This window comes from Desulfobacteraceae bacterium, from assembly GCA_022340425.1.
GTDB lineage: Bacteria > Desulfobacterota > Desulfobacteria > Desulfobacterales > JAABRJ01 > JAABRJ01.
The window spans coordinates 55,075-81,745 of record JAJDNY010000162.1 but is presented as its reverse complement, the minus strand read 5'-3'; the positions used below and the strand labels follow the sequence as shown (position 1 = coordinate 81,745).

The window sequence follows — 26,671 nt, the reverse complement described above, 5'->3', positions numbered from 1 at the left end:
TAGCGGTCAGTTACGGGATCGACCCCGTGCACTTGGGCATCATCTTCCTCGCCAACATGCAGATCGGCTACTTCACCCCGCCGGTGGGGATGAACCTCTTCATCGCCAGCTATCGCTTCAAGATCCCGGTAACCACGGTCTACCGGGCCACCGTGCCCTTCATGCTGGTGTTGCTGGCCGCCGTCGTGATCATCACCTACTGGCCCGCTTTGAGCCTGATGCTGATCGGCCGTTGAGACCCTCGGCGCTGCAGCGTTGCCTCAGCTGCCGGTGCGCCTGCACCTTGGCCACGCGTTTTTTTTACGATCGATTTTTTTTTTTTGGCGTTTGACCCCGCTTTCCGGGTTTTTCTGAATCCGGTTGCGGCAGCCGCCAGGATGGCCTCAGAAAATACCCCCAACGTGGAGGAACACGATGTCCGAAGCACTTCCCATCCACTACAAACTGTCCTTGACACCTGATCTCGCCCGCTTCCGGTTCAGCGGCCGGGTGGAGATTCACTGGAATGCGCCTGCGCCGGTAACGACGGTGGGCCTCAACATGCTGGAGCTCGCCTTGTGGGACTGCAGGGTGCAGGTGGGCGGGCGGACCCGCGACTGCCCGTTCACCATCACCCCCGCCGATGAATGGGTCCAGGTGACCCTGCCCGAGGCCTTGAGCGGCGAATTCGTGCTGAGCCTGGGCTTCGAGGGTCGGATCAACGATCAGATGGCGGGGTTTTACCGCAGCCGCTACGGCAGGGCCGAGCAACCGAAATATATGGCGGTCACCCAGTTTCAGGAAAGTGCGGCCCGCATGGCGTTCCCCTGCCTGGACCACCCGGCCCACAAGGCCACCTTCGATCTGGAGCTGATCGTCGACCGCGACCTGGAGGCCATTTCCAACCAGAGCGTGGCGGCTGAACGGCTGCTTGACGACGGCCGGAAAGCCGTGGTCTTTCAGACCACCCCCAGGATGTCGACCTATCTTCTCTTTTTCGGGGTAGGTGAATTCGAGTTCATCGAGGATCCCCGCAAACCGCTGGTGCGGGTGGCCACCCCGCCGGGGTTGAGCCGCTACGGCAGCTTCGGCCTGGAGTTCGGCCGCAAGGCCCTGACCTACTGCCAGGATTATTATGCCATCAACTACCCGCTGTCCAAGATGGACCTGATCGCGGTTCCCGATTTCGCCTTCGGCGCCATGGAAAACTGGGGGGCGATCACCTTCCGCGAAAATCTCCTCCTCTACTATCCCGATATCACCTCCCGATCGGCCGCCGAGCGCATCTGCGAGGTGACGGCCCACGAAATCGTGCACCAGTGGTTCGGCAACCTGGTCACGCCGGTGGACTGGAAATACCTCTGGCTGAACGAGAGCTTCGCCACCTATTTCGGTTACGGGGTGGTGGACCACTACTATCCGGACTGGGACATCTGGGAACAGTTCGTCGCCGGACAGACCGAAAGCGCCCTGGCCCGCGACGGCCTGCAGGAAACCTTTGCCATCGAAATCCCCGGCGGCGCGCACGTGGTCATCAACGCCGGCACCGCGCCGATCATCTACAGCAAAGGCGGCAGCATCCTGCGCCAGATCCACGGCTTTATCGGCGATGGGCATTTCCGCGACGGCCTGCGCCAATATCTCGCAACCCACGCCTACGGCTGCGCCGCCAGCCACCACCTATGGGAGGCGCTGGAGGCGGTCTCACAGCAGCCGGTGACCCGGATCATGCAAAGCTGGGTGGAACAGCCCGGCTACCCCGTGGTGGAGGTGGGCCGCGAGGCCGGTGAGCTGGTTCTGCGCCAGCGGCGGTTCACCTACCTGCCCATGGAAACAAATCAGTCCTGGCTGGTGCCGGTTGCGATCGGGATCTACGATCAAAACGGATCGCTGCGGGAGGAGAACGTTCTTTTGGAGGGGCCCGAAACCCGGGTGGCGATCGGCACCGAATGCCGCTGCTACAAGGTCAACTTCGGTCAGCGGGGCTTCTACCGGGTGTCCTATCGCGACGGCGCCAACCTGGCGGCGCTGGGCGAGGGTGTGCGCACAGGGGAACTGGACGCCATGGACCGCTGGGGGCTTCAGAACGATCTCTACGCCCTGGTGCGCAGCGGCATCGTGCCGCTTTCGGAGTATCTGGATTTCCTCGGCCGTTACCGGGACGAAACCGGCTTCCTGCCGCTTTCCAGCATCGCCGCCAACCTGGATCACGCCCACCTGGTCTGCCCCTCGCCGCTGGGCGATCGGGCGGCCGAACTGGGCCGCACACTCTTTGAAAGGGCGCTCGACGCCATCGGACTGGCGCCCCGGCCGGAGGAAGCCCTCACCCGCTCGCTCCTGCGCGATCAGATTCTCTGGTTGGCGGTGCGCTTCGGGTCTAAAAAATGTGCGGCCTTTGCCCGGGAGCGCTTCGCGGCGCTGATGGCGGGCACAGCGGTTCATCCCGACATCTGCCGCAGCGTGATGCAGGCGGGCGCATTCTTCGCTTCCGAGGTGGTCCTGGAATGGTTTTTGGGGCGTTTCAAAACCGCCTCCAGCGAACACGACCGGATGAATGTGCTGACCGCCCTGGGGTGCCTGCCGCGGCCCGAGCTGATTCACAGGGCGCTTGATTTCGTCATGGCCGAGGTGCCGGGCCGCAACCAGTTCGTCCCCATCGCCGCCATGGCCGCCAATCCCGCGGCGCTGCCGCTGATGTGGGATTGGTACCGTGCCCGTCTCGGGGAGCTCGAGAAATTCCACCCCATGCTCTATGAGCGCGTCATCGGTGCGATTGTGCCGGTCTGTGGTCTGGGACGGGAATCGGAGGTGGGGGCGTTTTTCGAAGACTATCTGGCGCAGGACCAGAAATTTCGCGATGTCATCCGGCTTTCCCTGGAAAAGCTGGAGATCAACCGCCGGCTGCGGGACGCCTGCGGGCCGACAGGTGACTGAACAAAACCGGGCGCCCGGAAGGGGGCGCCCGGTTCGGGGTACGCGCCGGCGGTGTGGGCGGTGGTTGCAGTGCCGCCGCCCAGCCGGCGCTTTTGACGGTCTGCTGGGCGTCAGCTCAGCCCGAAACCCATTTCGGCGTATTCCCGGATGCGCTCCTTGGCCTCCGCCGCCGTTTTTCCAAGCGGCCAGGGGGCCATGAAGCCCTCCAGCATCATTTTCCAGCCTTCCACATCTTTGAAAATTTCGGCCTCGCTGCAGGCCACCCCGCAGCCTTCCTCGCCGATGATCGTCATCAGGTAATCCAGAATTTCGGTTTTTTCGCTCATCTTGCACCTCGCGCGGGGACCGGCGCCGGCTTTGGCACCGGGCCGGGCGCCCGGATTGGTTTTAAAATCAGGCGGGAAGCGCGCCGGGCGGCATTCCGCCCGGCTCTTTGACCCGCCACCAACATACCCGTATGTTAGCCACGGGTCGGCGCGCGTCAATCCGCGGGGTCGAGGGGGGCGGCCACCAACCAGTATACTTCAGGAATGAACCCGCCCGGACGAATTAACGCTGTGAAGGCTGGCCTTCGATGGAATTTCAGGGTCGCGGCAAGAAATAATTCTGCAATATGGCGCCGAATTTTGGTTCGTCATCCAGGCACATTCGCCGGCGCATATCGGGATATGTGCCGGTAGATGTAACGCCGGTGACGAGCCAAAAGACAAGCAAGATGTGGAATTATTTCTTGCTGAGGCCCTCAACACGCGGCACGCGGGGAGTAAACATGAAGCTCTTTAAATGGGTTCTCGTGGTCTGGGGCGGGGTGCTGCTGGCGGCTCCCGGCTGGGCGGAATTCTACCGGTATACCGACCCCCAGGGCAACCGCCACTTTACGGACGATCTCAGCCAGGTCCCCGGCGATCAGCTGGGCCTTCTGCAAACCTATGGCAGCCAAAACGCCGCCGGGGCGCAGCCGACCGGCAACCCGCCGGCCGCACCCCCCGCGGCGGCCTCGGTCCAGACGCCCGGAACCGGAGGCCCTGCGGTTTCAAGTGCCGGCCGCGGTGAGACCGACCTCCGCGAAGAGAGGCGGCAGCAGGCTTTGGAGCGCGACTACCAGCGCCTGCGCGAAGAAAAAGCGCGCCTGGAAAAGGAAAAAGAGCAATTGCAGCGCATGTCCCGGGCCAGACGCGACGACTCGCTGACGGCCCTGAACAAGAAGATCCAGAACTTGAACGCCCAAATCGAAGAGTTTCAGCGGCGGGCCGACGACGCCCGCCGCGGCGTCGGAAGCGGGAGCGACTGAGGCGCGAAAAAACGACCTGTGCCGACCTTTTGTGCCGCTGGCGGCAATCGGGGGGCGGCTACGGGCGATTCGGCTTGAAAGCGGGCTTGCTGCCGGTCAAGAAGCAGCAATCCTTTTCTCATCCCGCTGGCAGAGCGGCTGCTCAGGCGCGCTTCGCCCGGGCCTGGCCGCGGCCGTAGGCCCCACCGTAGCCGTTTTTCGGATCCGGGGCGGCCAATATCGCACTGCAGACGGTTTCAACGGCGTTGTAGCCCAGCAGGGCGTTGACCTCCCTGAAAAGGGCGGCGCCGGCCTTGACCCGCAGGTGCTCGGGCAGGGCGATGATCGTCTCGCTTTTTTCCGGGCAGGTCAGATGCAGCAGCGCCTGGCAGTTGCCCTGGTGTTTGCGCAGGATTTTCTGCAGCTCCTGCAGGACCGGCTTTTCGGTGCGGGTGGCGTCCAGCCGCAGATGGATCTTGGCGGTCCAGGTCTCCTCGGCCTTGTCCATCGGGATGACGGCATCGGCCTTGATCTTCAGCGACTTGTCGTCTTTTTGCAGCACGCCCTGAACCAGGACCGGGTTGTCCTCGAAGAGCAGGGCCTCGACGTCGCCGAAGAGGGACGAAAACACGATCACCTCCACGGCGCCCTGGACGTCCTCCACCGTGACGAACGCCATCGGATCCCCCTTCTTGGTGCGGATGGTTTTGACGCTGCTGACGGTCCCCCCGATTCTGACGGCCTCTCCGTCGTGGCGCTCTTTCAGGGAGACGGCGGTGGCGTTGGTGAATTTCTCCAAGACGTCCTCATAGCGCTGCAGCGGGTGACCGGTGATGTAGAACCCCAGCGCCTCCTTCTCGTTGGCCAAGCGCTCCCGTTCCTCCCACTCGGGGATCTTGGGCAGCGGGGGCGTGTTGACTACCGAGGGGCTGTTGCCCATGTCGAAGAGGCCCAGCTGGGGGTCGGCCTTTTCACGCTGCACCCGCTGTCCGTAGTCCAGGGCATCCTCCAGGGCGGCGAACAGCCGGCTGCGGGGCTCACCGGTGCAATCGAAGGCCCCGCACTTGATCAGGCTTTCCAGTACCCGTTTGTTGACCTTGCGCAGATCGACCCGCTCGCAGAAATCAAACAGCGAGGTGAACGGGCCGTTTCGGCGCTCGGCGATGATAACGTCGATGGCGCCTTCGCCCACGTTTTTGACCGCCACCAGCCCAAAGAGGATCTCTTCGTCCCTGACGGTGAAGGTTTTGTCGCTTTCGTTGATGTTCGGCGGTTGCACCGGGATGTTGTGGCTGCGGCATTCGGCGATGAACTTGATCACCCCGTCTGAGGAGTGCATTTCGCTGGTGAGCAGGGCCGCCATGAAAGCCACCGGAAAATGGGTCTTGAGGTAGGCGGTCTGGTAGGTGATCAGGGCGTAGGCGGCCGAGTGCGACTTGTTGAAGCCGTAGCCGCCGAATTTTTCCATGAGGTCGAAAATCTCTTTGGCGGTGTCCGCCGGGACGTCCTTTTCGACGGCGCCCTTCATGAAGCGGTCGCGCTGCTGGGCCATGATGGCGGCGATCTTTTTGCCCATCGCCTTGCGCAGGCCGTCGGCTTCGGCCATGGAGTAGCTGGCCAGCTCGCTGGCGATTTTCATCACCTGCTCCTGGTAGACGATGACCCCGTAGGTTTCCTGCAGGATCGGCTCAAGGGTCGGGTGCAGGTAGGACACCCGTTTGCGGCCGTGCTTGCGCTCGACGTAGTCATCGATCATGCCGCTTTCCATCGGGCCGGGGCGGTAGAGGGCCACCAGGGCGACGATGTCGCTGAAACATTCGGGTTTAAGGCGCACCAGCAGGTCTTTCATGCCCGAGCTTTCCAGCTGGAATACGCCGGTGGTGTCCCCGGCGCACAGCAGGCGGTAGGTGGCCGTATCGTCCAGGGTCAGGTTGGCCAGATCGGGCGGTTCCTGCTCCAGGTCCTGGATCAGCGCGAGCGCATTTTGGATCACCGTCAGGTTGCGCAACCCCAGGAAGTCGAACTTCACCAGCCCGATCTGCTCGACCCGCTTCATGTCGAATTGGGTCACCACTTCGTTGTTCTTGCCCCGGTAAAGCGGCAGGTATTCCACCAGCGGTTTGTCGCCGATGACCACCCCGGCGGCGTGGGTCGAGGCGTGCCGCGGCAGCCCCTCCAGGACCCGGCAGATATTGATCAGATCGCCGATCTCCGGCTGCTCCTGGGCCAGCTGGGCCAGCTTGGGCTCCTGCCGGAGGGCTTCGTCGAGTTTGATCCCGAGCTTGTCGGGCACCATCTTGGCGATGGCGTCCACCTCCCGCAGGGGAATGTCCAGGGCGCGCCCTACATCCCGGATCACGGCGCGGGTCTTGAGTTTTCCGAAGGTGATGATCTGGGCCACGTAGTCCCCGCCGCCGTATTTCTGGACGACGTACTTGAAGACCTCCTCACGGCCGTTGATGCAGAAATCCACGTCGATATCCGGCATACTGGAGCGCGAGGGGTTGAGAAAGCGCTCGAAAATCAGCCCGTGGGCCAGGGGGTCGAGGTCGGTGATCCCCAGGCTGTAGGCCACCAGACTGCCGGCCGCCGAACCGCGCCCGGGCCCGACGGGGATATTGTGGTCCTTGGCATAGCGGATAAAGTCGGCCACGATCAGAAAATAGCCGGGGAAGTTCATCCTTTTGATGATCTCGATTTCAAACTCCAGGCGTTCGCGATAGGCGGATTCGTCCACAGCGGGGTTCAGCTGGCGGATTTTCTGCATGACCCGCGCGTAGCCCTCGCGCACCTGGCGCTCGAAAAGCGCCGCCGGCGGCATGCCGGTTTCGGTGGCGAACTGGGGAAAATGGTAGGTGCCGAAGTCGAATTCGATCTGGCAGCGCTCGGCGATGGCGACGCTGTTTTCGATAGCGCCGGGGTAGTCCTTGAAATAGACGGCCATCTCCTCCTGGGGTTTGAAATAAAGCTGGTCGGTGCGGAATTTGAAACGCTCGCTGTCGCGTACGGTCTTGCCGGTCTGGATGCACAGCAGGACATCGTGGGCGCGCACGTCGTCCTTGTCCAGGTAATGGCAATCGTTGCTGGCCACCAGCGGGATCGAGAGGCGGGCGCTCATGTCGCGCAGGGCCGCGTTGACCCGCTCCTGGAGTTCGATCCCGTTGTGCTGGACCTCCAAATAGAAGTTGTTCTCGCCGAAGATCTCCAGGTAGCTTTGGGCGGCCGCATCGGCCAGATCCAGGCGGTTTTCCCGGATGCGGCGCGGAATTTCGCCCTGCAGACAGGCCGAAAGGGCGATCAGCCCCTTGCTGTGGGCCTGCAGGAGGCTCTTGTCGATGCGCGGTTTGTAGTAAAACCCCTGGAGCTGGGCAATCGACGCCAGCTGGCAGAGATTGCGGTAGCCCTCCTGGTTTTGGGCCAGCAGGATCAGGTGGGTCACTCCTTTGCTGTCCAGGGGGGTTTTGTCCCGCAGGGTGCGCGGCGCCACGTAGCACTCGCAGCCGATGATCGGCTTGATGCCCGCCTGGCGGGCCTTGTCGTAAAACTCGACGGCCCCGAACATGGTGCCGTGATCGGTGATCGCCACGCTGGACATCCCGAATTCGGTCACCCGCTTGAGGAGCGAATCGATGCGGATGGCGCCGTCCAGGAGGCTGTATTGGGTGTGGACGTGGAGATGGACGAAGTCAGGTGTCGAAGGCATTCGGGTACCTGTCTGAAGTGGGGGGTGAAAAGCGGGAGAAGCGATTTAAATTCAGGCGGATGGCCCCGCCAGCGGCCCATATATAGCATGGCCGCGGCGTCAGCACAACAACCGATTGTGGAAGGGACCGGCAAGGGCGGTGCAGGCGGCGGCCGGCCGGGGTTGGGGGCGGCCGTCGCCGCGGGCGGGGCAATGGCCCAACGCCCGAGGTCAGCGGGCGGTCTCAGTCCAGGCGGTAATTCGGGGCTTCCTTGGTGATGATGACGTCATGCACATGGCTTTCGCGCAGGCCCGCGGCGCTGATCTTGATGAAACGGGCCTTACGGTGGAGTTCTTCCACGTTTCGGCAGCCCACATAGCCCATTCCGGCTTTCAGGCCGCCCATCAGCTGGTGAATGGTTTCCGATAGTTTGCCGCGGTAGGGTACGCGGCCGACGATGCCTTCGGGCACGAGTTTGTCGTCGGCTTCCTGTTCGGTCTGGTAGTAGCGGTCCTTGCTGCCCATTTTCATGGCCTCCAGCGACCCCATGCCGCGGTAGACCTTGTAGCTGCGGCCCTGGTAGATGATGAGCTCGCCGGGGCTCTCCTCGACGCCCGCCAGCATACCGCCGATCATCACGCAGTGAGCGCCGGCTCCCAAGGCCTTGGTGAGGTCCCCGGAAAATTTGATGCCGCCGTCGGCGATCAGCGGCACACCGGTTTTCTCGGAGATCTCGCGGCAGTTCATGATGGCCGAGATCTGGGGCACCCCGATGCCCGCCACGATCCGGGTGGTGCAGATGGAGCCCGGCCCGATGCCGATCTTGACGCTGTCCACACCGGCAGCGATCAGGGCCTGGGCGCCTTCGGCCGTGCCGACATTGCCGGCCACCAGCTGAAGGCCCTTGAAGGTGCTCTTCAGCCGCTGGACCGCTTCGATCACGTTCTTGGAGTGCCCATGGGAGGTGTCGATCACCAGAACGTCCGCCCCGGCGGCGATCAGCGCATGGGCGCGCTCCTCCATATCCGCCCCGACCCCGACGGCCGCCCCGACCCGCAGGCGCCCCATGCTGTCTTTGCAGGCATTGGGGTATTTTTTGATTTTTTCGATGTCCTTGATGGTGATCATGCCGGTCAGCCGTCCCTGACGGTCCACCACCAGGAGCTTTTCGATGCGGTGTTGGTGAAGCAGCTTCTTGGATTCCTCCAGGGAAATGCCCTCGGAAACCGTGACCAGCTGGTCCTTGGTCATCACCTCCGAGATCGGGGTGTCGAGGTTGGTTTCAAAACGCAAGTCGCGGTTGGTGACGATTCCCACCAGCTGCTCCCCGCGGGTGACGGGCACCCCCGAGATGCGGAAGCGTTCCATCAATTTGAGCACCTCCCGCACGGGCTGCTCCGGGGTGATGGTCACCGGGTTGATGATCATGCCGCTTTCCGATTTTTTGACCCGGTCAACCTCCTGGGCCTGGTTTTCGATGCCCATGTTGCGGTGGATGAAGCCGATCCCGCCTTCGCGGGCCATGCTGATGGCCGTGCTGGATTCGGTGACGGTGTCCATGGCCGCGCTGACCACCGGGATGTTGAGCGCCAGATCGCGGGTTAGGCGGGTTTTGGTGCTGCAGTCCCTGGGCAGGATGTCCGAATAGCCGGGCAGCAGCAGGACATCGTCGAAAGAATAGGCCTCCTGGGGCGGGGGGATTGACATGTGAATTCCTCCAGATGGTTGGCGCGCATCTGCGAACCCGGATTCCGGGGCAGGGGAAGATCAGGCACGTGAACGCACGAAAAATTTTAACCCACCCCTATAGCGAAAGCATCGGATCAGGTCAATTTTTAATTTGAGCGGTTGACTTGGACCCTCGGGCGTAATAGGGAACGAGTCTTATTTGCTCGCGGGCCGCCCGTTTTTCAACCCCCAGCAGGCACCACAGGACCCGATCGTCATGTTGATTCAGATCAATCCCCAGAATCCCCAACCGCGCCTGATCCGCAAAGTGGTCGACACCCTGAGGGGCGGCGGGGTGATCGCCTATCCCACCGACACCTTTTACGGCATAGGCTGCGATATCATGAGCAAGCACGCCATCGAGCGGATTTACCAGCTCAAACAGCGCGACAAGAAAAACCCTTTCAGCTTCATCTGCTCGGATCTGACCACCATCAGCAGCTATGCCAAAGTCTCCAACTACGCTTACAAAACCATGAGACGGCTGCTTCCCGGGCCTTACACCTTCGTTCTGGAGGGCTCGCGCCTGGTGCCGAAGATCATGTTGACCAAGCGGCGCACGGCCGGCATTCGGGTGCCCGACAACGCCATCTGCATCGCCCTGGTCAAGGAGTTGGGCAATCCGATCCTGACCACCAGCGCCGCCACCCCCGAGGGGTCGGTCTTCCACGACCCGACCCTGATCCAGGATTATTTCGGCAGCCGGATCGACATCGTGATTGACGGCGGCATCGTGGCGGGGGAACCCTCCAGCGTCATCTCGCTGATCGACGACGTTCCCGAGGTGATTCGCCGAGGGATGGGGGATGTGAGTATGTTCGAATAGGGGAGGTGCCGGGTCGCGGCGGTATCAGCGGCCGGGGGTGAGGTACCCGCTGCCGGAGAGGGCCGCGGGGATCTGCTCGATCACGGCCTTGACGGCCGTCTCCAGGAAGTATTTCAGGAAGGCCCCGGTTTTTTCGCGGGCATAGACCACTTCGGGCTCCCCCTCGATCCCTCCCAGGTTGCCGGCCCAGGCGATGGCATCGCTGAGGTTGCCGAGCCGGTCCACCAATCCCAATTTGAGGGCTTCCTGTCCGCTGTAGATGCGGCCGTCGGCCAGCGGCGCCACCGCGGCGCTGTCCATGTTGCGGCCCTCTGCCACGGCCTGGACGAACTGTTCGTGGATCTGGTCCACGAAGCCCTGCAGGATGGCGCGCTCCTCAGCGCTCATCTCCCGCAGCGGTGAGCCCATGTCTTTGAAGGCCCCGCTTTTGATCACCACCGGTGTCAGTCCGATCTTGCGAAAGACCTCCTGCAGGTCGGTGTAGCCCATGATCACCCCGATGCTGCCGGTGATGGTGCCCGGGTTGGCCACTATCCCGTTGGCGGCCGCCGCCAGGTAGTAGCCTCCCGAGGCCGCGACGCTGCCCATGGAGGCGATGATTTTCTTGGTGGGTATGGTCTTGCGGATTTCGCTGTAGATCTCCTGGGCGGGCCCCACACCGCCGCCCGGGGAATCGATGCGGATGACGATGGCCTGCACCGTGTCGTCCTCCCGGAACGCTTTCAGGCGCGCGAGGGTGTCCTCGGCCTCGGTGATGGCGCCCGAAATCTCGATCACCCCCACCTTCGGGCCCAGGTCAAGCCGGGGAACCCCAAAGCCCAGGGTGAGGATCAGGGAAAGGCAGACCACGGTGCCGCCCACCAGGGCGGTCAAGGCCAGCAGAAAAAACAGAAAGGGGTGTCGGCGCGCGAACATGATGGAACCTTCCCCGGGCTGTTCGGGTGGGAATCAAAAAAAGTGACGGTGAAAGTTGATGAACCAGTAAAAAGTCAAAATCCAGACAGTTTCGTAAAAAGGTCAAGTTACGGCGCGCAAATCTCGAGGAGTGAGGCGTACGATTGTACGTCGCAGCGACTTCGAGATGCAGCGCAACGCAGAAATTGGCCATTTTACGGAACTGTCAAAGTCAAAACGGGCAGGGCCGGGGGTGCACTCCCCGAACCCTGCCCGTCGCTGTATGCTGCTTGCGGCAGCAAGCGCGCCCTTATTCCTCGTTCAGCTTGCCCTGCAAGTTTTCGCGCAGAATCTCGCCGAAGGAAGAGGTGGCCGGTCCCATGCTGTTGACGTAATCGCTGAGCAGGGATTGGTCGTCTTCCATGTCCATCCGCTTGATGGAGAGCCCGATGCGGCGGTCGTCGCTATTGATGTTCATCACCCGGGCGGTGATCACGTCGCCGACGTTGTACATGCCGACGGGGGTCTTGATTTTCTCCTTGCTGATCTCCGAGACGTGGACCAGCCCCTCGATGCCTTCCTCGAGTTCGACGAAAACACCGAAATCGGTCACATTGGTCACCGTTCCGGTGATCTCCTTGCCGACATCGTAGCGCTCGGCCACGGTCTGCCAGGGATCGGACTGGAGCTGCTTGATGCCCAGCGAAAAGCGTTCGTTCTCCTTGTCGATGTCCAGAACGATGGCCTGCACCAGGTCACCTTTTTTGTAGACCTCATTGGGGTGTTTGATGCGTTTGGTCCACGAAATGTCGGAGATGTGGATCAACCCGTCGATGCCCTCGTCGATGCCCACGAACAGACCGAAGTCGGTGATGTTCTTGATCTTGCCCTCGATGGTGGTCCCGATCGGGTATTTCTCGTTGATCACATCCCACGGGTTGGGCACCACCTGTTTCATCCCCAGCGAGATCCGGCGGTTGTCGGGCTTGATGTCGAGCACCACCGCGTCGACCATCTCCCCCACCGAAACCACCTTGGAGGGGTGGCGGACCTTGCGGGTCCAGGACATTTCCGAGACGTGGATCAGACCCTCAATGCCCTCCTCCAATTCCACGAAGGCGCCGTAGTCGGTCAGGCTGACAACTTTCCCGTTGACCCGCGAGCCGACCGGATACTTTTCGGCGGCGGTGGTCCAGGGATCCGGTACCAGCTGCTTGACACCCAGCGAGACGCGCTCTTTCTCGAGGTCCAGATGCAGGACCTTGACCTGGATCTTGTCGCCCACGGAATAGAGCTCCGAGGGATGCTTGACGCGCCCCCAGGAAATATCGGTGATGTGCAGCAGGCCGTCCAGGCCGCCTAAGTCGACGAAGACGCCGTACTCGGTGATGTTCTTGACGGTCCCGGCCATGATCTTGCCCTCATGGATCGAACTGAGGGTCTGGGAGCGCTTGGCCTCGCGCTCCTCTTCCAGCAGCACCCGCCTTGAGAGCACGATGTTGCTGCGTTTGCGGTTGTATTTGAGAATCCGGAAGGGGAAGCTTTTGCCCACCAGCTCATCCAGATTGCGGATGGGGCGCAGATCAGCCTGGGAACCCGGCAGAAACGCCTGGACGCCGACGTCCACCGAAAAGCCGCCCTTGACCCGGTTGGTGATGACTCCCTCGATGGTGCCGTTGTCGTCGTAGCAGGTTTTGATGGCATCCCAGACCTTGACCTTGGCGGCTTTTTCCTTGGACAGGATGACGCGCTCCTCTTCGTCATCCCAGTATTCCACCATCACCTCGACTTCGTCGTTGAGCTTGGCGTTGATTTCGCCGTTTTCATCGCGGAATTCCTGGATGCGGATCTGGCCTTCGGACTTGTAGCCGATGTCCACCAGAACGTAGTCCTTGTCAACGGCGATGATCCTGCCGGTGACGACCTCGCCTTCCCGGAAGCGCTTGATGCTCTCTTCGTACATTTCCATCAAGTCTTCCATGGTTTCTTCGGCCGGGGCGCTGTCGGTATCGACGTCGGCTTCGGCCAAAGACGGGTCGCTGGTCGCGGTGGCGGCCGTCTCTGCGGTTTCCTGCAACTCCTGCGGTTGTTTAGAATCGTTTTCTGTTAAATTTTCCATGAAACAAAAAGTCCCCCTTACCTGGTTTGATTGCGTCCCTTCCGAAGGGAATCGCATAAATCGACCCTACTATCAGACAAACGAAAAAAAAACAACTTTAAAGTGAGGTTCCACGGCCGGGAAAAGCTGCCGGCGCCGGGAGCGGGCGGGATTATGCAGAGAGTTGGTGTTTTTTTCGCAGAACATGGCCCAGCATCTGCTCGACCACCTGTTCAATCGTGAGATCGGTGGAATCCACGGAAATGGCATCCTCCGCCGGCTGCAGCGGCGCCAGCTTCCGGTTGCGGTCGTTGGCGTCTCGCTGGCGGATGGCCGCCTCGATTTCGGCCAGGCTCTGGCCGGTCGTGGCATGGATTTCCGCATAGCGCCGCAGGGCCCGGGTGTGGGGGGAGGCATCCAGGAAAAATTTGACGTCCGCCCCCGGAAAAACCACCGTGCCCATGTCCCGGCCCTCGAACACGGCCCCGCCCTCGCGGCCCAGTTCGCGCTGCATGCGCAGCAACCCTCGGCGAACCGGCGGGCGCGCCGATACCGCCGAGGCCATCAGGGTGACCTCCGGCGAGCGGATCTGGCCGCTGACGTCGACTCCGTCTGAGAGCAGGCGCGGGCTGCCGTTTTGGGCGGATGCAAAGGCGAGCTTCAGTCGGCCGCAGAGCCGCTCCAGGCCCGCGTCATCGTCGGACCGCAGTCCGGCCTGGAGCGCCGCCAGGGCCACCGCGCGGTAGAGCGCGCCGGTATCCACGTAGCGATACCCCAGCCGCTGGGCCAGAGTGCGGCTGACCGTGGTCTTGCCGGCGCCGGCGGGCCCGTCGATGGTGATGACCAGACGGCGGTGGGTGGGATCCGAAGCCATGACCCGTTGCCTCATCAGAAGTCGCGGCCGGTCTAAAGGGCCGCCGCCAGCGCCTTCAAGAAGCGCTCGTTTTCACTGGGAAGGCCGGCGTTGACCCTCAGGAAGCGGGGATACCCGTAGCCGCCCATGGGGCGTACGATGACCCCCTGGCGCAGCAGTTTTTGATGGACGGCGGCCGCGTCGCGTTCCAGGTCGATCAGGAAGAAATTGGCCTCGGTTTCAAAATAGCGGACCTGCATGCGTCGCAGACCGGCTTGGAGGTAGGCCAGGCCCTCGTGCACGGTCTTCAGGGTGTGTGCCAGGTGCGTGCTGTCCTCCAGCGCGGCGCAGGCCGCGGCCTGGGCGAGGGCATTGGTGTTGAAGGGCTGGCGGATGCGGTGGAGCAACTCCGCGACCGCCTGCGGCATGAGGCCGTAGCCGATCCGCAGCCCAGCCAGACCGTAGGCCTTGGAAAAGGTCCGTAGCGCCACCAGCAGCCGGTTTTCGTCGAGATAGCGGCAGCCGTCGGGACTGTCCGGGTTGCGCACGAACTCAACATAGGCCTCGTCGAGGACCACCACCACCCCGGCGGGCAAGGCCGAGAGAAACCGGTCCATGGCCGCCCGGGTCACCACGCTGCCGGTGGGGTTGTGGGGGTTGGTGATGAACACCATCCGGGTTTTGGGCCCCATCCGGCGGGCCATGTCCTCGAGATCGATGACCAGCTCCCGCAAGGGGGAGTATATCGGAACGGCGCCCGCGGCGCGCACCGTGATGTCGTACATCATAAAGGCCGGCTTGGGAATCAGGACCTCGTCGCCGGGCTGCAGAAAGACCCGCGCCAGCATGCCGATGAGATCGTCTGAGCCATTTCCCAGAACGATGTTGGCGGGGCTCACGCCGAGCTTGGCCGCCAACTGCCGGGTCAATCGGTAGCCGGTGGCATCGGGGTAGCGGTGGAGGCTGTTCAGGCAGTCCTTGACGGCCGCCGCCGCCAGGGGCGAAGGCCCCAGCGGGTTTTCGTTGGAGGCCAGTTTGACCGAATCGGAAATGCCGTACTCCCGCTCCAGTTCTTCACAGGGCTTGCCGGGTTCGTAGGGCTGGATCGCCAGGATGTAGTCGGGTGCCGGTAGGTTCATGGGGTTGATTTCCGCTTTGGGGGCAGCGGGCGGCCCGAGTGGCCAGCGGGCTGGGGCGCAGCCTCGGCCTTATTTCTCGGCGGCCTTGCGGCCGGCGTCGATGGCGTTCATGTTGAGGGGGATGAATTTTTCCTTGGCTGCGAATTCTTCCTTGACGCACTCCCGGAAGAGCTCGAAGTCAACGATCCCACTGCGGGCCACGAAAGCCGCCAGGGCCACGATGTTGGCAGCCTTGACGCTGCCTAAGGAATCGGCGATGTCGGTGGCCGGGACCTTCAGTTCGTCCACGTCGTCGCGCTTGGCGTCGACCGGGATCAGCGAGCTGTTGATGATCACCACCCCACCGGCCTTCACGCTGGGGGCGAACTTCTCCAGCGAGGGCCGGTTCATGGCCACCAGGTGCTGGGGGTTGCGGATGATGGGCGAGCCGATCGGCCGGTCGCTGATGACCACGGTGCAGTAGGCGGTGCCGCCGCGCATCTCGGGGCCGTAGGAGGGGATCCAGGCCACTTCATAGCCCGCCTCCATGGCCGCGTGGGCCAGTATCTTTCCGGCCAAAAGAATCCCCTGGCCGCCAAATCCGGCAAACATCACTTCGCTTTGCATATCCTCTCCTCGGGCTACTCGGGGGTTTTGAATTCACCCAGCTGGTAGTAGGGCAACAGGGTTTCCTCCGACCACTTGACCGCTTCGCTGGGTGTTAGTCCCCAGTTGGTCGGGCAGGTGCTGACCATTTCCACAAAGCTGAAGCAGCGGCCTTCCAGCTGGTACTGAAACGCCTTTTTGAGGCACTTTTTGGCCTTGACGATGTACTTCGGCTTGAGCACCGTCTGCCGGGCGATGTAAGCCGGGGTTTGCAGCGAGGCCAGCAGCTCGGCCATCCGGATGGGCATGCCGGTCTCCTCGACCTTGCGGCCGAAGGGGGAGGTGGTGGTGCGCTGGTTGGGCATCGTGGTGGGCGCCATCTGGCCGCCGGTCATGCCGTAAACGGCGTTGTTGACGAAAACCGTGGTGAATTTTTCGCCGCGGTTGGCAGCGTGGACAATCTCGGCCATGCCGATGCTGGCCAGGTCCCCGTCTCCCTGGTAGGTGAAGACCATCAAATCGGGGCGCACCCGTTTGATGCCCGTGGCCATGGCCGGTGCGCGGCCGTGGGCCGCCTCCTGGAAATCGAAGTTGAAGTAGTTGTAGGCCAGAACGGCGCAGCCCACCGGTGCGATGCCCACCGTGCGGCCCCGGATCCCCAGTTCGTCGATCACCTCGGCCACCAGCCGGTGGATCACACCGTGGGTGCAGCCCGGGCAGTAATGGGTGGGCACGTCGGTCAGCGACTCCGGTTTTTTGAAGGTTTTACCCATCTTTTATGCTCCTTTTTTTCCGAGTTCGAGAACGACGTCCGCAATTTCCTCCGGGGTGGGCACATCGCCGCCGCACTTGCCGTACCAGGTGACCGGCCGCTGGCCCTGAACCGCGCGTTCGACATCTTCGACCATCTGGCCCATGCTCATCTCGATGCTGACCACCACCTTGCAGCTGGGTTTGGCCGCCGCCTCGCGGATCGCCTGCAGCGGGAAGGGAAACAGGGTCTGGGGGCGCAGCATGCCGACATCGACGCCGCGCTCTTTGAGGGCGTCGATGGTGGTGCGGCAGACCCGGCTCATGGTGCCGTAGCTGACGATCAGTACCTCGTAGTCGGCGTCGAGGTTGTAAGGCTCGAAGCGGATCTCCTCCCGGGCCATGCGCTCGTATTTGGACTTCAAGAGGAGGTTGTGGTCGTTGAGCACCTTGGGGTCCAGGTAGAGGGATTTGACCAGGTTGCGGTCCCCGCCCTTACGGGTGTCGATGCCGCTGGTGGCCCAGGCGCTTTTGTCGCTGGCAGGGACCTGTAGGTGGTCGGGAAAGGCCACCGGCTCCATCATCTGGCCGATCAGGCCGTCGCCCAGGATCATGACCGGGTTGCGGTATTTCTCCGCCAGCGGAAATGCCTGCATCACCATCTCGACGGTTTCCTGAACGCTGGCCGGCGCCATCACCAGCAGGTGGTAATCCCCGTGGCCGCCGCCCTTGGTGGCCTGAAAGTAGTCCCCCTGGGAGGGCAGGATGCCGCCCAGGCCGGGGCCGCCGCGCATGATATTGACGAACACCACCGGCAGCTGGGCGCCCGCGATGTAGCTCAACCCCTCGCTCATCAGACTGATGCCGGGGCTCGAGGACGAGGTGAAGACCCGCTCCCCGCAGCCGGCGGCCCCGAACAGCATATAAGCGACGGCGACTTCGCTTTCGCCTTGAAGAAAGACGCCGTTGACCTCGGGCATCCGGCGGGCGAGATACTCGGCCACCTCGGATTGCGGGGTAATCGGATAGGCAAAGTAGTTCAGGCAGCCGGCCCTGATGGCCGCCTCGCCGATGGCCTCGTTTCCCTTCATCAAAATCTTGCCCATATTTTTTCTCCGTCCTAAGCTGATTGCGCCTTTTCTTTTTCCTCGGCTATCGCGATGATGGTGATGGCAACGTCCGGGCACATGATGCAGCAGGCCGAGCAGAAGATGCAGTCCTCTGGCCGCGCCTGGTACACCGGGAAATAGCCTTTGGTGTTGACCTGCTTGGAAATTTCCAGGACGTTCTTGGGGCAGATGTCCACGCACAGCCCGCAGCCCTTGCAGCGATCGCTGTCGACAATGTGTTTGTACTTCATGAATCTTCAACTCCTTCGCAGTAGAAAAAATGGGGATGCCGACCGGTTTTGCCCCGGGAATCAGACCACACGCAGGTTTTTGGGTCCCAGCGGCGCCGCCTTGACCCAGGGTGTCACCAGTTGGCGCTCGATGGGCAGCAGCGGGCAGGCAAACCGGCTGCGGTCCAGGTGGGGCAGCAGGGGCGCTGCCGCGGTGACGAACTCCAGCGGCAGGGCCGCGGCAGCGGCCAGTTCCCGGACGAATTGGTAGCCATCGTAGATGTGGTGGGCGGTGGTTTCGTCCATCAGATTGGCGTTGCCCACAAAGCCATCCACGGTCATGCGGGCGGCGGATTCAATTTGGGCGCGAATCTGCTGGCAGCCCTGGAGGGTTTCGGTAAACGGCCGGTAGGGATTGACCACCTGCAGCATGCGCGGCGGGTGCTTGCGGAAGGCATCGGCCAGTGCCGCCAGCACGGTGGCGCCGACCCCGTCACCGCCCACATCCAAAATGGTGATGTCCCCCGGGGCCAGAATAGCCCCCGCCACGGCAGGGTCCAAAATGGGCAGGTCCGCGTGCAGGTAGCGCTCCGGCGGCAGTACGACTTCGATGCCCAGGGCTGTGAGCGGCCCTCGGGCTTCGCGGGTCCGGAAATAGGGGTTGACCAGGTCCAGATCGGCGATCCGAACCGAGCGGCCGGCCCGCCGGCTGTGCACCGCCAGGTTGACGGCGACTTCGGATTTGCCGCTGCCGTAATTGCCGACGATGATGACCACACCTTTTAAATTCAGTCCCAACGCTTCGCCTCACATAAACTGGACAAAGCCAATTCACTATTTTTTAATAGGAACAATGTCAAGCCTTTTAAAGCCGCCGGCGGCCAGTGGGTCCTCCGACTTGCTCCGGGCTTCGGGATGCGGCGCAACGCGGAAATTAACCTTTTCTACGGAATTGTCAATTTTGTTTGGGCGGCGACGCGCCTTGTGCTAAAACAAACCCTTGGCGGATCGGCAGACAGCCGCGGGCGCCCGGGGCAAGGCGATCCACCCGGCATGCGCTTGAACATCCGCAACGGAGCAGGCGAAAAGGGGGAAACACCATGGTGCAGGTTCAAACCGGTCTTGAAAAACTGCTGACCCACCCCCCGGCTTGGCTGGCCGGTCAGCGGCTGGGCCTGCTGTGCAACCCGGCTTCGGTGGACCACCGCTTGCGTCACGCCCGCGATCTGATCCAGGCTCGCTTTCCCGGCCAGTTGAAAGCCCTCTACTCCCCCCAGCACGGCTTTTTTGCCGAAAAGCAAGACAACATGATCGAGTCCGACCACATCACGGACCCCGTCTCCGGTTTGCCGGTCTTCAGCCTCTACGGCCAGACGCGGGTACCCACGGAGGAGATGCTGGCGCCGATCGACCTCTTGCTGGTGGACCTGCAGGATGTCGGCACGCGGGTCTACACCTTTGTTTACACCGTCTCCTACTGCCTGGAGGCTGCCCGCAAATTCGGCAAGCGGGTGGTGATCCTGGACCGCCCCAACCCCATCGACGGGATCCAGGTGGAAGGCAACTGCCTTGATTCCGAAACGGTCTCGTTCGTGGGGCGCTATCCCATTCCCATGCGCCACGGTCTCACCCTGGGCGAGCTCACCGGCCTTTTCAACCAGGCCTTCGGCGTTTGCTGCGAGCTGGACGTGGTGCCGCTTACAGGCTGGCGGCGTTGGATGGATTTTGCGGCCACGGGTCTTCCCTGGGTGCCCCCGTCGCCCAACCTGCCCACACCGGCCGCGGCCCGGGTCTACCCCGGTCAGGTGCTCTGGGAGGGGACCAATGTCTCCGAGGGGCGCGGCACCACCCAGCCCTTTGAGGTCTTCGGCGCCCCCTTTTTCGATACCCGCAAGATTCTGGCCGCCGTGGACAAGGCGGAACTTTCAGGGATCTGGCTGCGGCCGCTGGTGTTCGAGCCAACCGCCAGCAAGTGGTCCGGCAGCGCCTGCCACGGTTTCCAGATACATGTTACCGACCCAGCCCGCTACCGCCCATACGAGGCTACCCTTGAACTGCTGCGGGCCGTGCTGGCCTGTCACCCCGCGGAGTTTGCCTGGCGGCAGCCGCCCTACGAGTACGAATTCGAGAAATTGCCCATCGTGCTGCTCACCGGCGCCACAAGTTTACATCGGCAGTTGGCCGCGGGGGTGCCCGTGCGCACCCTGGCGGCCGCCTGGGAGCCTGAGCTCAACCGCTTCAGAGAGATGCGGGCGAAATATCTGCTCTATGGCTGAGCTTTCACCGATCCATTCAAGCCCGTTACCCGCAGGCGGAATTGCGGTCAAAGGGCGGGGGCGGGCGGGCAACAAAAAACCCTGCACACGAGCATGTGCAGGGTTTTTGACTAAGGATAGCGTTCTTGGATCTATGGATCGGGAAGGATCAGGCTTTCTCGCCCTTCAGGGTTTCGATCTCTTTTTTGAGGTCGTCGATTTCCTTTTTGTATTGATCAACGTCATCCGTGGCGCTCTCAGTCACATCGCTTGTCGTCTCATCTTTTTTCCAGGAGTCTTTGAGTTCGTCAAAGCCCAGGTAAAGCGCCAATCCACCGCCAAGCAGAAGCATGATCGGGATTGCGCCCGCCAAAAGCTGCAGAAAAGGTTTCCACCACACCGACAGGCCAATGAGACCCAGAACAGCAGCGACTGCACCACCAATTAACGTTTTCATAGAAAATCATCCTCCTTTAACGTGGCCATGATTGAGTTGTATTTTCTCGATTGAAATGCCCTGTTTCCCGATGAATTGTTCCCGCCCGGACGCCAGCGGGGCAAACCACTTGCGACAAATGCCAGCCAACCCACCCGACCTGCTTTTGACTCGTCTAAGTATGCCGAAATTTAAAATAATATCCGGTAGATATACTCTTTTAGAAGTCGTTTTCAAAATGATCTCAGGAAATACCACAACCGTATCGGTAACGCAAGCTTAAATTTTGACGGTTCTGTAGAAAGGCCAATTTCTGCGTTGCGCTGCATCTCGAAGTCGCTGCGGCGTACATAAGTAGGCCTCACTCCTCGAGATTTGCGCGCCGTAACTTGACCTTTCTACGAAACCGTCAGGTTTTTGACTTTTTACCGCTTCATCAATTTTGGGGAAATATTCTTTCCCCGGGGCGGTGGAAAGCCGGCCGGGCGCGGGGTTTAAAATGAGTTATTGCAAACCCGCCGCCTTTTTGTTAATTCAAAGGCTCCTGATCGCCCCCGGCCGCCCCTTTTGCCCTTTCAGTCTGCCAGCGGTGTGACGTCCATCGGGCCGATTTCGCCCGCCCCTGTGTTCCATTTATCTACGATATCAGCCAGCATCGAACATATCAAGCGGATCGCAAAATGGATCAATCCCAACCATCACAACCCGGTGCTTTGGCTCCGGCTCGCGGCCGGCTTGGGCGGTGGGTCGGGAAGGCCCTGCAGGGGACCTACCACCATTTCAGCTGCACCGTCCCCGGCAAGATCGGGTTTCTGGCGGGTCTGCTGATGAACATGTTCTACTCCGGCATCAAGATCGATGCCGGTCAACTGGCGTTGTTGAAGGCTCTGCCGCCCGAGGCGACCATCGTTTACACCGGCAAGTACAAGAGCACCTTCGAGTTCTGGTTCTATTTCACGCGCTACCAGCGCGAGAAACTGCGTTACCCCGAGATCGGGCTGGACTACCGCTTTTTGATCTGGCAGCCCGTGTCGCGCATCCTGCGCATGCTGCTGGCCCACGCGCACTATTTTTTCAAACACTGGAAGCTGCTCGACCCATACCGCAGCGGCTATTTGCGCGCGGCGATGGCCGGCGGCCAGACCGCCTTTCTCTCCTTGGTCGAAAAGAAGGGGTTTCACCGCCGCTTCGTCAAGGCCCACACCGATCCGGTTCAGCACCTGATCGAAATTCAGAAGACGCTGGATCGGCCGATTTTCCTGGTGCCGCAGCTGATGCTCTTTGGCCGGGAGCCTTATCGTTCGATCCCCTCGATCGTGGATATTTTTCTTGGGTCCCGCGAGAACCCGCGCAAAATCCGCAAGCTCATGGTCCTTTTCAAGAACCCCGGCAACGTGTTCGTGGAGGTCTCCCAGCCGCTGAATCTGCGGCAGTTCATCGGAAACCCCGAGATCCGCGAGCGCGACCCGGAGCAGCAGGCCGTGCTGCTGCGCCAGGAGCTTTTGCGGCAGATCAACCGCCACCGCCAGAGCATCACCGGGCCGATTCTCAAGACTCAGGAGGAGCTCAGGGAGCAGATTCTGACCAGCGAACGGCTGCAGGAGTTCATGGAGCAGTATGCGGCCAAACGCGAGCTGCCGCTCCACAAGGTGCGCAAGGAGGCCGACGGCTACATCGATGAGATCGCGGCCAAGTACAACAACTTCGTCATCAAGTTCGGGGCCATCCTGGTGCGCTGGTTTCTGGAATCGATGTTCGAGGGCGTGAGCGTCAACCGCGACGCCCTCAACCGCGTCAAAACCATGGCCCAGCGCGGCCCCGTGATCTTCATTCCCTGCCACAAGAGCCACATCGACTACCTGATTCTCTCCTACATCCTCTACCACAACAACATGCCGTGTCCCCACATCGCCGCCGGCAAAAATCTTTCCTTCTGGCCGGTGGGGCCCTTTTTCCGGGGCGGCGGGGCTTTTTTCATCCGCCGCACCTTCAAGGGCGCGGTCCTCTATTCCAGGGTGTTTTCGGAATACGTCTGCTGGCTTTTGGCCGAAGGTTTCAACATCGAGTTTTTCATCGAAGGCGGACGTAGCCGCACCGGCAAGCTGATCCTGCCCAAGCTCGGCCTGCTCTCGATCATTTTGAGCGCCTACCGCGAGGGGGTCTGCGAAGACATGATCTTCGCCCCGATCTACATCGGCTACGACCGGGTTTTGGAAGAAAACGCCTACCTGCACGAGATCCAGGGCGGGCAGAAGGAGCCCGAGAATTTTTGGCAGGTCCTCAAAGCGCGCAAGTTCCTCAAAAAGCGCTTCGGCCGGATCTACATCAAGTTCAACGAGCCGATCTCAATCAAGGACGTGCTGACCCGTTTTGAAACCCCCTTCACGGAAATGTCCAGCAAGGAGCAGAACATCCTCTGCCGCAACCTGGGCTTTCGCATCGTCAACGCCATCAACGCCGTCACGGTGGTCACCCCCCACGCCCTGGCGGCCAGCGCCCTGCTCAATGCCTCCAAGGAGCGCCTGACCTACCAGCAGCTTTCGGAGATCATCGAAACCTACCTGAGTTATCTCTCTTCGCAGGGCGTGTCCCTGGCCGACACCCTCCTAATGGACCAGACCCGGGCGATTGAAAATGCGCTCGACTCCTTTGTCGGGAGCAAATTCATCGAAAAGGTCGACGCCAAGCAGGAGGACATCGAGGGGGAGACCGAGTTCAAGATCAATCTCAACAAACGCACGGCGCTTTCCTACTATCAAAACAGCTGCATCGCGTTTTTCATTCCCGCTGCGATCACCGGCCTGGTGATCCTCGCCAAGGACGCCTTTCAGTTCTCCGCGGTGGATCTTCACAGCGAGTACCACTTCATCCAGGAGTTTTTCAAAAACGAATTCGCCTATGACGTGGACCGCACCCCCGAGTATTTCGTTCGCAAGACCCTCAAGGCGTTTATCGACGACGCGATTCTGATGCCCCACCGCAGCCTGCCGGACACCTACCAGCTCACCGCGGCCGGCTACCGCAAGCTGCGGCAGTTCGCCAGTTTCCTGAAGCCCTTCTTCGAGTCCTACTGGATCGCCCTCAACTCCTTCATGCGGCCCAGCAAAAAGGAGCTGGACAAGAAAGACCGACTGAAAAAGGTGCAGTCGCTGGGGACCAAAATGTACAAGGAAAAGGCGGTGGAGCGCATCGAGGCGCTCTCCAAGATCAACTACGCCAACGCCGTCGACTATCTCAACTATCACGGCATCCGGAATGCCGACGCCGAGGAGAAGATCCAGCGCTACGCCGAAAAGGTGCAGCACTACCTCGGCCACCTACCGCCCTGAGGCCCTGGTCTCGGTCTTAAGCGACACTTTAAAGAAACGATGAAAGCCCTTGTTCTTGCAGCGGGATTTGGAACGCGCCTCAGGCCTTACAGCGACCACACCCCCAAGCCGCTTTTCCCCATCGACGGGCGCCCCCTGCTGGAGCACCTGATCCGGCAGCTGATCAATGGCGGGTGTGAGGCCGTGATGGTCAACACCCACCACCTGCATGCCCGGATCGAGGCTTTCATAGAATCCCAGCGCTACCCGGTCCCGGTCCGGACGCGCTTTGAACCCCAAATCCTGGGCACCGGCGGGGCCATTCAAAATCTCGCCGATTTTTGGGACGCGCGCCCTTTTCTGGTGGTCAACAGCGATATCCTGACCGATATCGACCTTGCCGCGGTCTACCGCTTTCACTGCGGCCACCCGGACCCCGTCACCCTGGCCTTGACCGACTGCCCGCGCTTCAACACCGTCGCCGTCAGCTCCCGGGGGACCGTTACGGGCTTTCATCGGGAGGCGCCCGCGGAACGCCGGCTGACCTTCACCGGCATCCAGGTGCTGGACCTCGCTATCCTGGACCTGATCCCGCGGGGCGTTTTTTACAGCAGCATCGATGCCTTCCGCCGGCTGATGGCCGGCGGCGGGGAAATCCGGGCCTTCGTGGCCGACCCCTGCCGGTGGGATGACCTGGGCACCCCCGAGCGCTATCGCCGCGCGGCCCGCGACCATCTGGCCGTGCGGGCCTTTCGCAGCCGCTGGCCCGAAGACCCGCCGCCGCCGGCGGACACCATCGCCTGCCGGCAGCTGGCCGGCGACGGTTCGGACCGCGCCTGGTACCGCCTGGGCTGTGAGCAGCGCACGCTCGTTCTAGCCGATCACGGCATCCGCCCCGGCCTGGAGACCTGCGAGGCCGATGCCTTTATCGCCATCGGCCGCCATCTCCAGCGGAAAGGGGTGCCGGTGCCGGCCATCGGGGTTCACGATGCCTTTAGCGGCTTGGTTTTTATGGAGGACCTGGGGGATGAAAACCTCCAGCAGCACGCCCGGCGCTGCACCTCGGCCGATGAGCTGACTGCGATCTACCGGCGGGTGATCGACGCGGTCCTGCCGCTCTGGACCCGGGGGGCGGCGGGCTTCGACCCGGCCTGGGCCTACCAGGGCCCGCGTTTCGACCGCCAGCTGATCCTGGAGCGCGAGTGCCGCTATTTCCTGACGGCCTTTGTGCAGGGCTATCTGGGCCTTGAGGTCTCGCCGGCCGAGTTCCAGGTGGAGTTCGGCGCCCTGGCCGACGGCCTGCTGGCCCATGGCTTGGACGGCCTGATTCACCGCGATCTTCAGTCGCGCAACATCATGTGGCACCGCGAAAGCCCCTGGTTCATCGATTTTCAGGGGGCCCGCCCGGGGCCGGTGCAATACGACCTGGCGGCGCTTCTGATCGACCCCTACGTCGAACTGCCCCCGCCGGTCCAGGAGGGTCTTCTGGCCTATGCCCGCCGGCGGCTGGGATGCGATCCCGAGCGCTTTCAGGCCGGCTACGCCTACTGCGCCCTCAGCCGCAACCTGCAGATGCTGGGGGCCTTCGGCCACCTCAGCCGGGTGAAGGGTAAACCCTTTTTCGAGGCCTACATCCCGGCCGCCGTGCGGGCCCTGCAGCACCATTTCGACGCCCCGCAAGCGGGCGACTTCAACCGTCTCAAAGACTTGGCCCGCCGCCTGGCGCGGCAGGTCGACACAGCAAGGAGGTAGACGATGGCACCCACAGCGGTGATGATCAACGGCCTGCCGGGCAACATGGCGGCCTGCGTCGTTCGCCACGCCCTGGCCGATGCACGCTTCAGCGTGGTCCCCTTTTCCCTGACCGGCCCCGAAATCAGCGCCACCGAAACCATCGCCGATGAATTCAAGGTCGCCCTGATTCACCCGGATCGCCGCGAGATCGAGATCCAACCGGTTATCGAGGCCTTCGGTCCCTTTATCAGCGTGGATTTCACCCACCCCTCGGCCATCACCGCCAACGCCGAATTCTACTGCCGCTTCCGGCTGCCCTTCGTCATGGGGACCACCGGCGGCGACCGCGAACGTCTGCAGGCCACCGTCTCCGCGGCCGGCCCGGCGGCGGTCATCGCCCCCAACATGGGCAAGCAGATTGTGGGCTTTCAGGCCATGATGGCCTGGGCCGCCGAGACCTTTCCGGGACTCTTCAGCGGCTACCGCCTCAGCGTGCGCGAAAGCCACCAGCAGGGCAAGGCCGATACCAGCGGTACGGCCCGCGCGATGCTGGGCTACTTCCGGGAGCTGGGGGCGCCGCTTGCCGACGAAGAGATCCAGATGGAGCGCGACCCGGTGGTTCAGCGGGAGCAGTGGGGCGTTCCCGAGGCCCACCTGCGAGGCCACGGCTGGCACACCTACACTCTGGATTCCGCCGACGGCAGCGTGCGCTTCGAGTTCACCCACAACGTCAACGGCCGCGACATCTACGCCCTGGGCACCCTGGATGCCGTCGCCTACCTGGCGGCGAAAATCCGGCAGGGGCGGCCGGCGCGGGTCTACTCCATGATCGATGTGCTCAAGGGAAGCTGACCCCCGGT

General features: G+C 62.2%; 21 protein-coding genes. 8 read left to right on the top strand and 13 right to left on the bottom strand.

Annotation, left to right across the window (positions count from 1 at the left end; all coding sequences use genetic code 11):
• Both LJE63_14530 and LJE63_14525 read left to right on the top strand, forming a co-directional pair.
• On the top strand, positions 1-236 hold a 236-nt coding region (locus tag LJE63_14530), incomplete at its 5' end, for a TRAP transporter large permease subunit (GenBank protein ID MCG6907822.1).
• A gap of 178 nt (positions 237-414) precedes the next feature.
• Positions 415-2,913 carry a M1 family metallopeptidase gene (locus LJE63_14525; GenBank protein ID MCG6907821.1) on the top strand — a complete coding sequence of 833 codons (2,499 nt, stop codon included), beginning with the start codon at positions 415-417 and terminating at the stop codon, positions 2,911-2,913.
• Positions 2,914-3,023: 110 nt separating this feature from the next.
• Here the strand turns inward: LJE63_14525 and LJE63_14520 are convergent, their stop codons facing one another.
• Positions 3,024-3,239, bottom strand: a complete 216-nt coding sequence (locus tag LJE63_14520) for a hypothetical protein (GenBank protein MCG6907820.1) — start codon at positions 3,237-3,239, stop codon at positions 3,024-3,026.
• Positions 3,240-3,682: 443 nt separating this feature from the next.
• Here LJE63_14520 and LJE63_14515 point away from each other — a divergent pair, with 443 nt between their 5' ends.
• The gene (locus tag LJE63_14515) at positions 3,683-4,204 is read left to right on the top strand and encodes a DUF4124 domain-containing protein (GenBank protein ID MCG6907819.1); all 522 of its coding nucleotides are present in this window, start codon (positions 3,683-3,685) and stop codon (positions 4,202-4,204) included.
• Between the two features lie 142 nt (positions 4,205-4,346).
• Here the strand turns inward: LJE63_14515 and dnaE are convergent, their stop codons facing one another.
• Both dnaE and guaB read right to left on the bottom strand, forming a co-directional pair.
• A complete protein-coding gene (gene dnaE / locus LJE63_14510; GenBank protein MCG6907818.1) occupies positions 4,347-7,886 on the bottom strand; it encodes a DNA polymerase III subunit alpha in 3,540 nt (1,179 codons plus the stop codon).
• 223 nt (positions 7,887-8,109) lie between these two features.
• Complete coding sequence (guaB, locus tag LJE63_14505; protein ID MCG6907817.1) at positions 8,110-9,573, bottom strand: IMP dehydrogenase; 1,464 nt, start codon at positions 9,571-9,573, stop codon at positions 8,110-8,112.
• Positions 9,574-9,811: 238 nt separating this feature from the next.
• On the opposite strand from guaB, the gene LJE63_14500 reads away from it, so the two are divergent.
• Entirely contained in the window at positions 9,812-10,420 is a 609-nt protein-coding gene (locus tag LJE63_14500) for a threonylcarbamoyl-AMP synthase (protein MCG6907816.1), read from the top strand.
• Positions 10,421-10,444: 24 nt separating this feature from the next.
• Here LJE63_14500 and sppA read toward each other — a convergent pair whose 3' ends face one another.
• From sppA to LJE63_14455, 9 genes are all read right to left on the bottom strand, one after another.
• Complete coding sequence (sppA, locus tag LJE63_14495) at positions 10,445-11,335, bottom strand: signal peptide peptidase SppA (protein ID MCG6907815.1); 891 nt, start codon at positions 11,333-11,335, stop codon at positions 10,445-10,447.
• Between the two features lie 289 nt (positions 11,336-11,624).
• On the bottom strand, positions 11,625-13,391 hold the full coding sequence (locus LJE63_14490; protein ID MCG6907814.1) for a 30S ribosomal protein S1: 1,767 nt from the start codon (positions 13,389-13,391) through the stop codon (positions 11,625-11,627).
• A gap of 193 nt (positions 13,392-13,584) precedes the next feature.
• Entirely contained in the window at positions 13,585-14,286 is a 702-nt protein-coding gene (gene cmk / locus LJE63_14485) for a (d)CMP kinase (protein MCG6907813.1), read from the bottom strand.
• Positions 14,287-14,318: 32 nt separating this feature from the next.
• Positions 14,319-15,404 carry a histidinol-phosphate transaminase gene (gene hisC, locus LJE63_14480; GenBank protein MCG6907812.1) on the bottom strand — a complete coding sequence of 362 codons (1,086 nt, stop codon included), beginning with the start codon at positions 15,402-15,404 and terminating at the stop codon, positions 14,319-14,321.
• Positions 15,405-15,473: 69 nt separating this feature from the next.
• Entirely contained in the window at positions 15,474-16,010 is a 537-nt protein-coding gene (locus LJE63_14475) for a 2-oxoacid:acceptor oxidoreductase family protein (protein ID MCG6907811.1), read from the bottom strand.
• A gap of 14 nt (positions 16,011-16,024) precedes the next feature.
• Positions 16,025-16,762 carry a thiamine pyrophosphate-dependent enzyme gene (locus LJE63_14470; protein ID MCG6907810.1) on the bottom strand — a complete coding sequence of 246 codons (738 nt, stop codon included), beginning with the start codon at positions 16,760-16,762 and terminating at the stop codon, positions 16,025-16,027.
• 3 nt (positions 16,763-16,765) lie between these two features.
• Positions 16,766-17,845, bottom strand: coding sequence for a 3-methyl-2-oxobutanoate dehydrogenase subunit VorB (gene vorB, locus LJE63_14465; GenBank protein MCG6907809.1), 1,080 nt, complete (start codon positions 17,843-17,845; stop codon positions 16,766-16,768).
• Positions 17,846-17,859: 14 nt separating this feature from the next.
• Complete coding sequence (locus LJE63_14460) at positions 17,860-18,099, bottom strand: 4Fe-4S binding protein (GenBank protein MCG6907808.1); 240 nt, start codon at positions 18,097-18,099, stop codon at positions 17,860-17,862.
• Between the two features lie 60 nt (positions 18,100-18,159).
• Positions 18,160-18,876: a cobalamin biosynthesis protein CbiA gene (locus tag LJE63_14455; GenBank protein MCG6907807.1), complete on the bottom strand. Its 717-nt coding sequence runs from the start codon at positions 18,874-18,876 to the stop codon at positions 18,160-18,162.
• Positions 18,877-19,178: 302 nt separating this feature from the next.
• On the opposite strand from LJE63_14455, the gene LJE63_14450 reads away from it, so the two are divergent.
• Positions 19,179-20,354 (top strand): DUF1343 domain-containing protein, encoded by a 1,176-nt coding sequence (locus LJE63_14450; protein ID MCG6907806.1) that lies wholly within the window; start codon positions 19,179-19,181, stop codon positions 20,352-20,354.
• A gap of 148 nt (positions 20,355-20,502) precedes the next feature.
• Here the strand turns inward: LJE63_14450 and LJE63_14445 are convergent, their stop codons facing one another.
• A complete protein-coding gene (locus tag LJE63_14445; GenBank protein ID MCG6907805.1) occupies positions 20,503-20,790 on the bottom strand; it encodes a hypothetical protein in 288 nt (95 codons plus the stop codon).
• Between the two features lie 659 nt (positions 20,791-21,449).
• Between LJE63_14445 and LJE63_14440 the strand changes: the two genes are divergently transcribed.
• The 3 genes from LJE63_14440 to dapB are packed head-to-tail and all read left to right on the top strand — an operon-like array spanning position 21,450 to position 26,663.
• Complete coding sequence (locus tag LJE63_14440) at positions 21,450-24,098, top strand: 1-acyl-sn-glycerol-3-phosphate acyltransferase (GenBank protein ID MCG6907804.1); 2,649 nt, start codon at positions 21,450-21,452, stop codon at positions 24,096-24,098.
• A gap of 39 nt (positions 24,099-24,137) precedes the next feature.
• Positions 24,138-25,829, top strand: coding sequence for a phosphotransferase (locus LJE63_14435; protein ID MCG6907803.1), 1,692 nt, complete (start codon positions 24,138-24,140; stop codon positions 25,827-25,829).
• 3 nt (positions 25,830-25,832) lie between these two features.
• The gene (gene dapB, locus LJE63_14430) at positions 25,833-26,663 is read left to right on the top strand and encodes a dihydrodipicolinate reductase (protein MCG6907802.1); all 831 of its coding nucleotides are present in this window, start codon (positions 25,833-25,835) and stop codon (positions 26,661-26,663) included.
• Positions 26,664-26,671 lie beyond the last annotated feature (8 nt).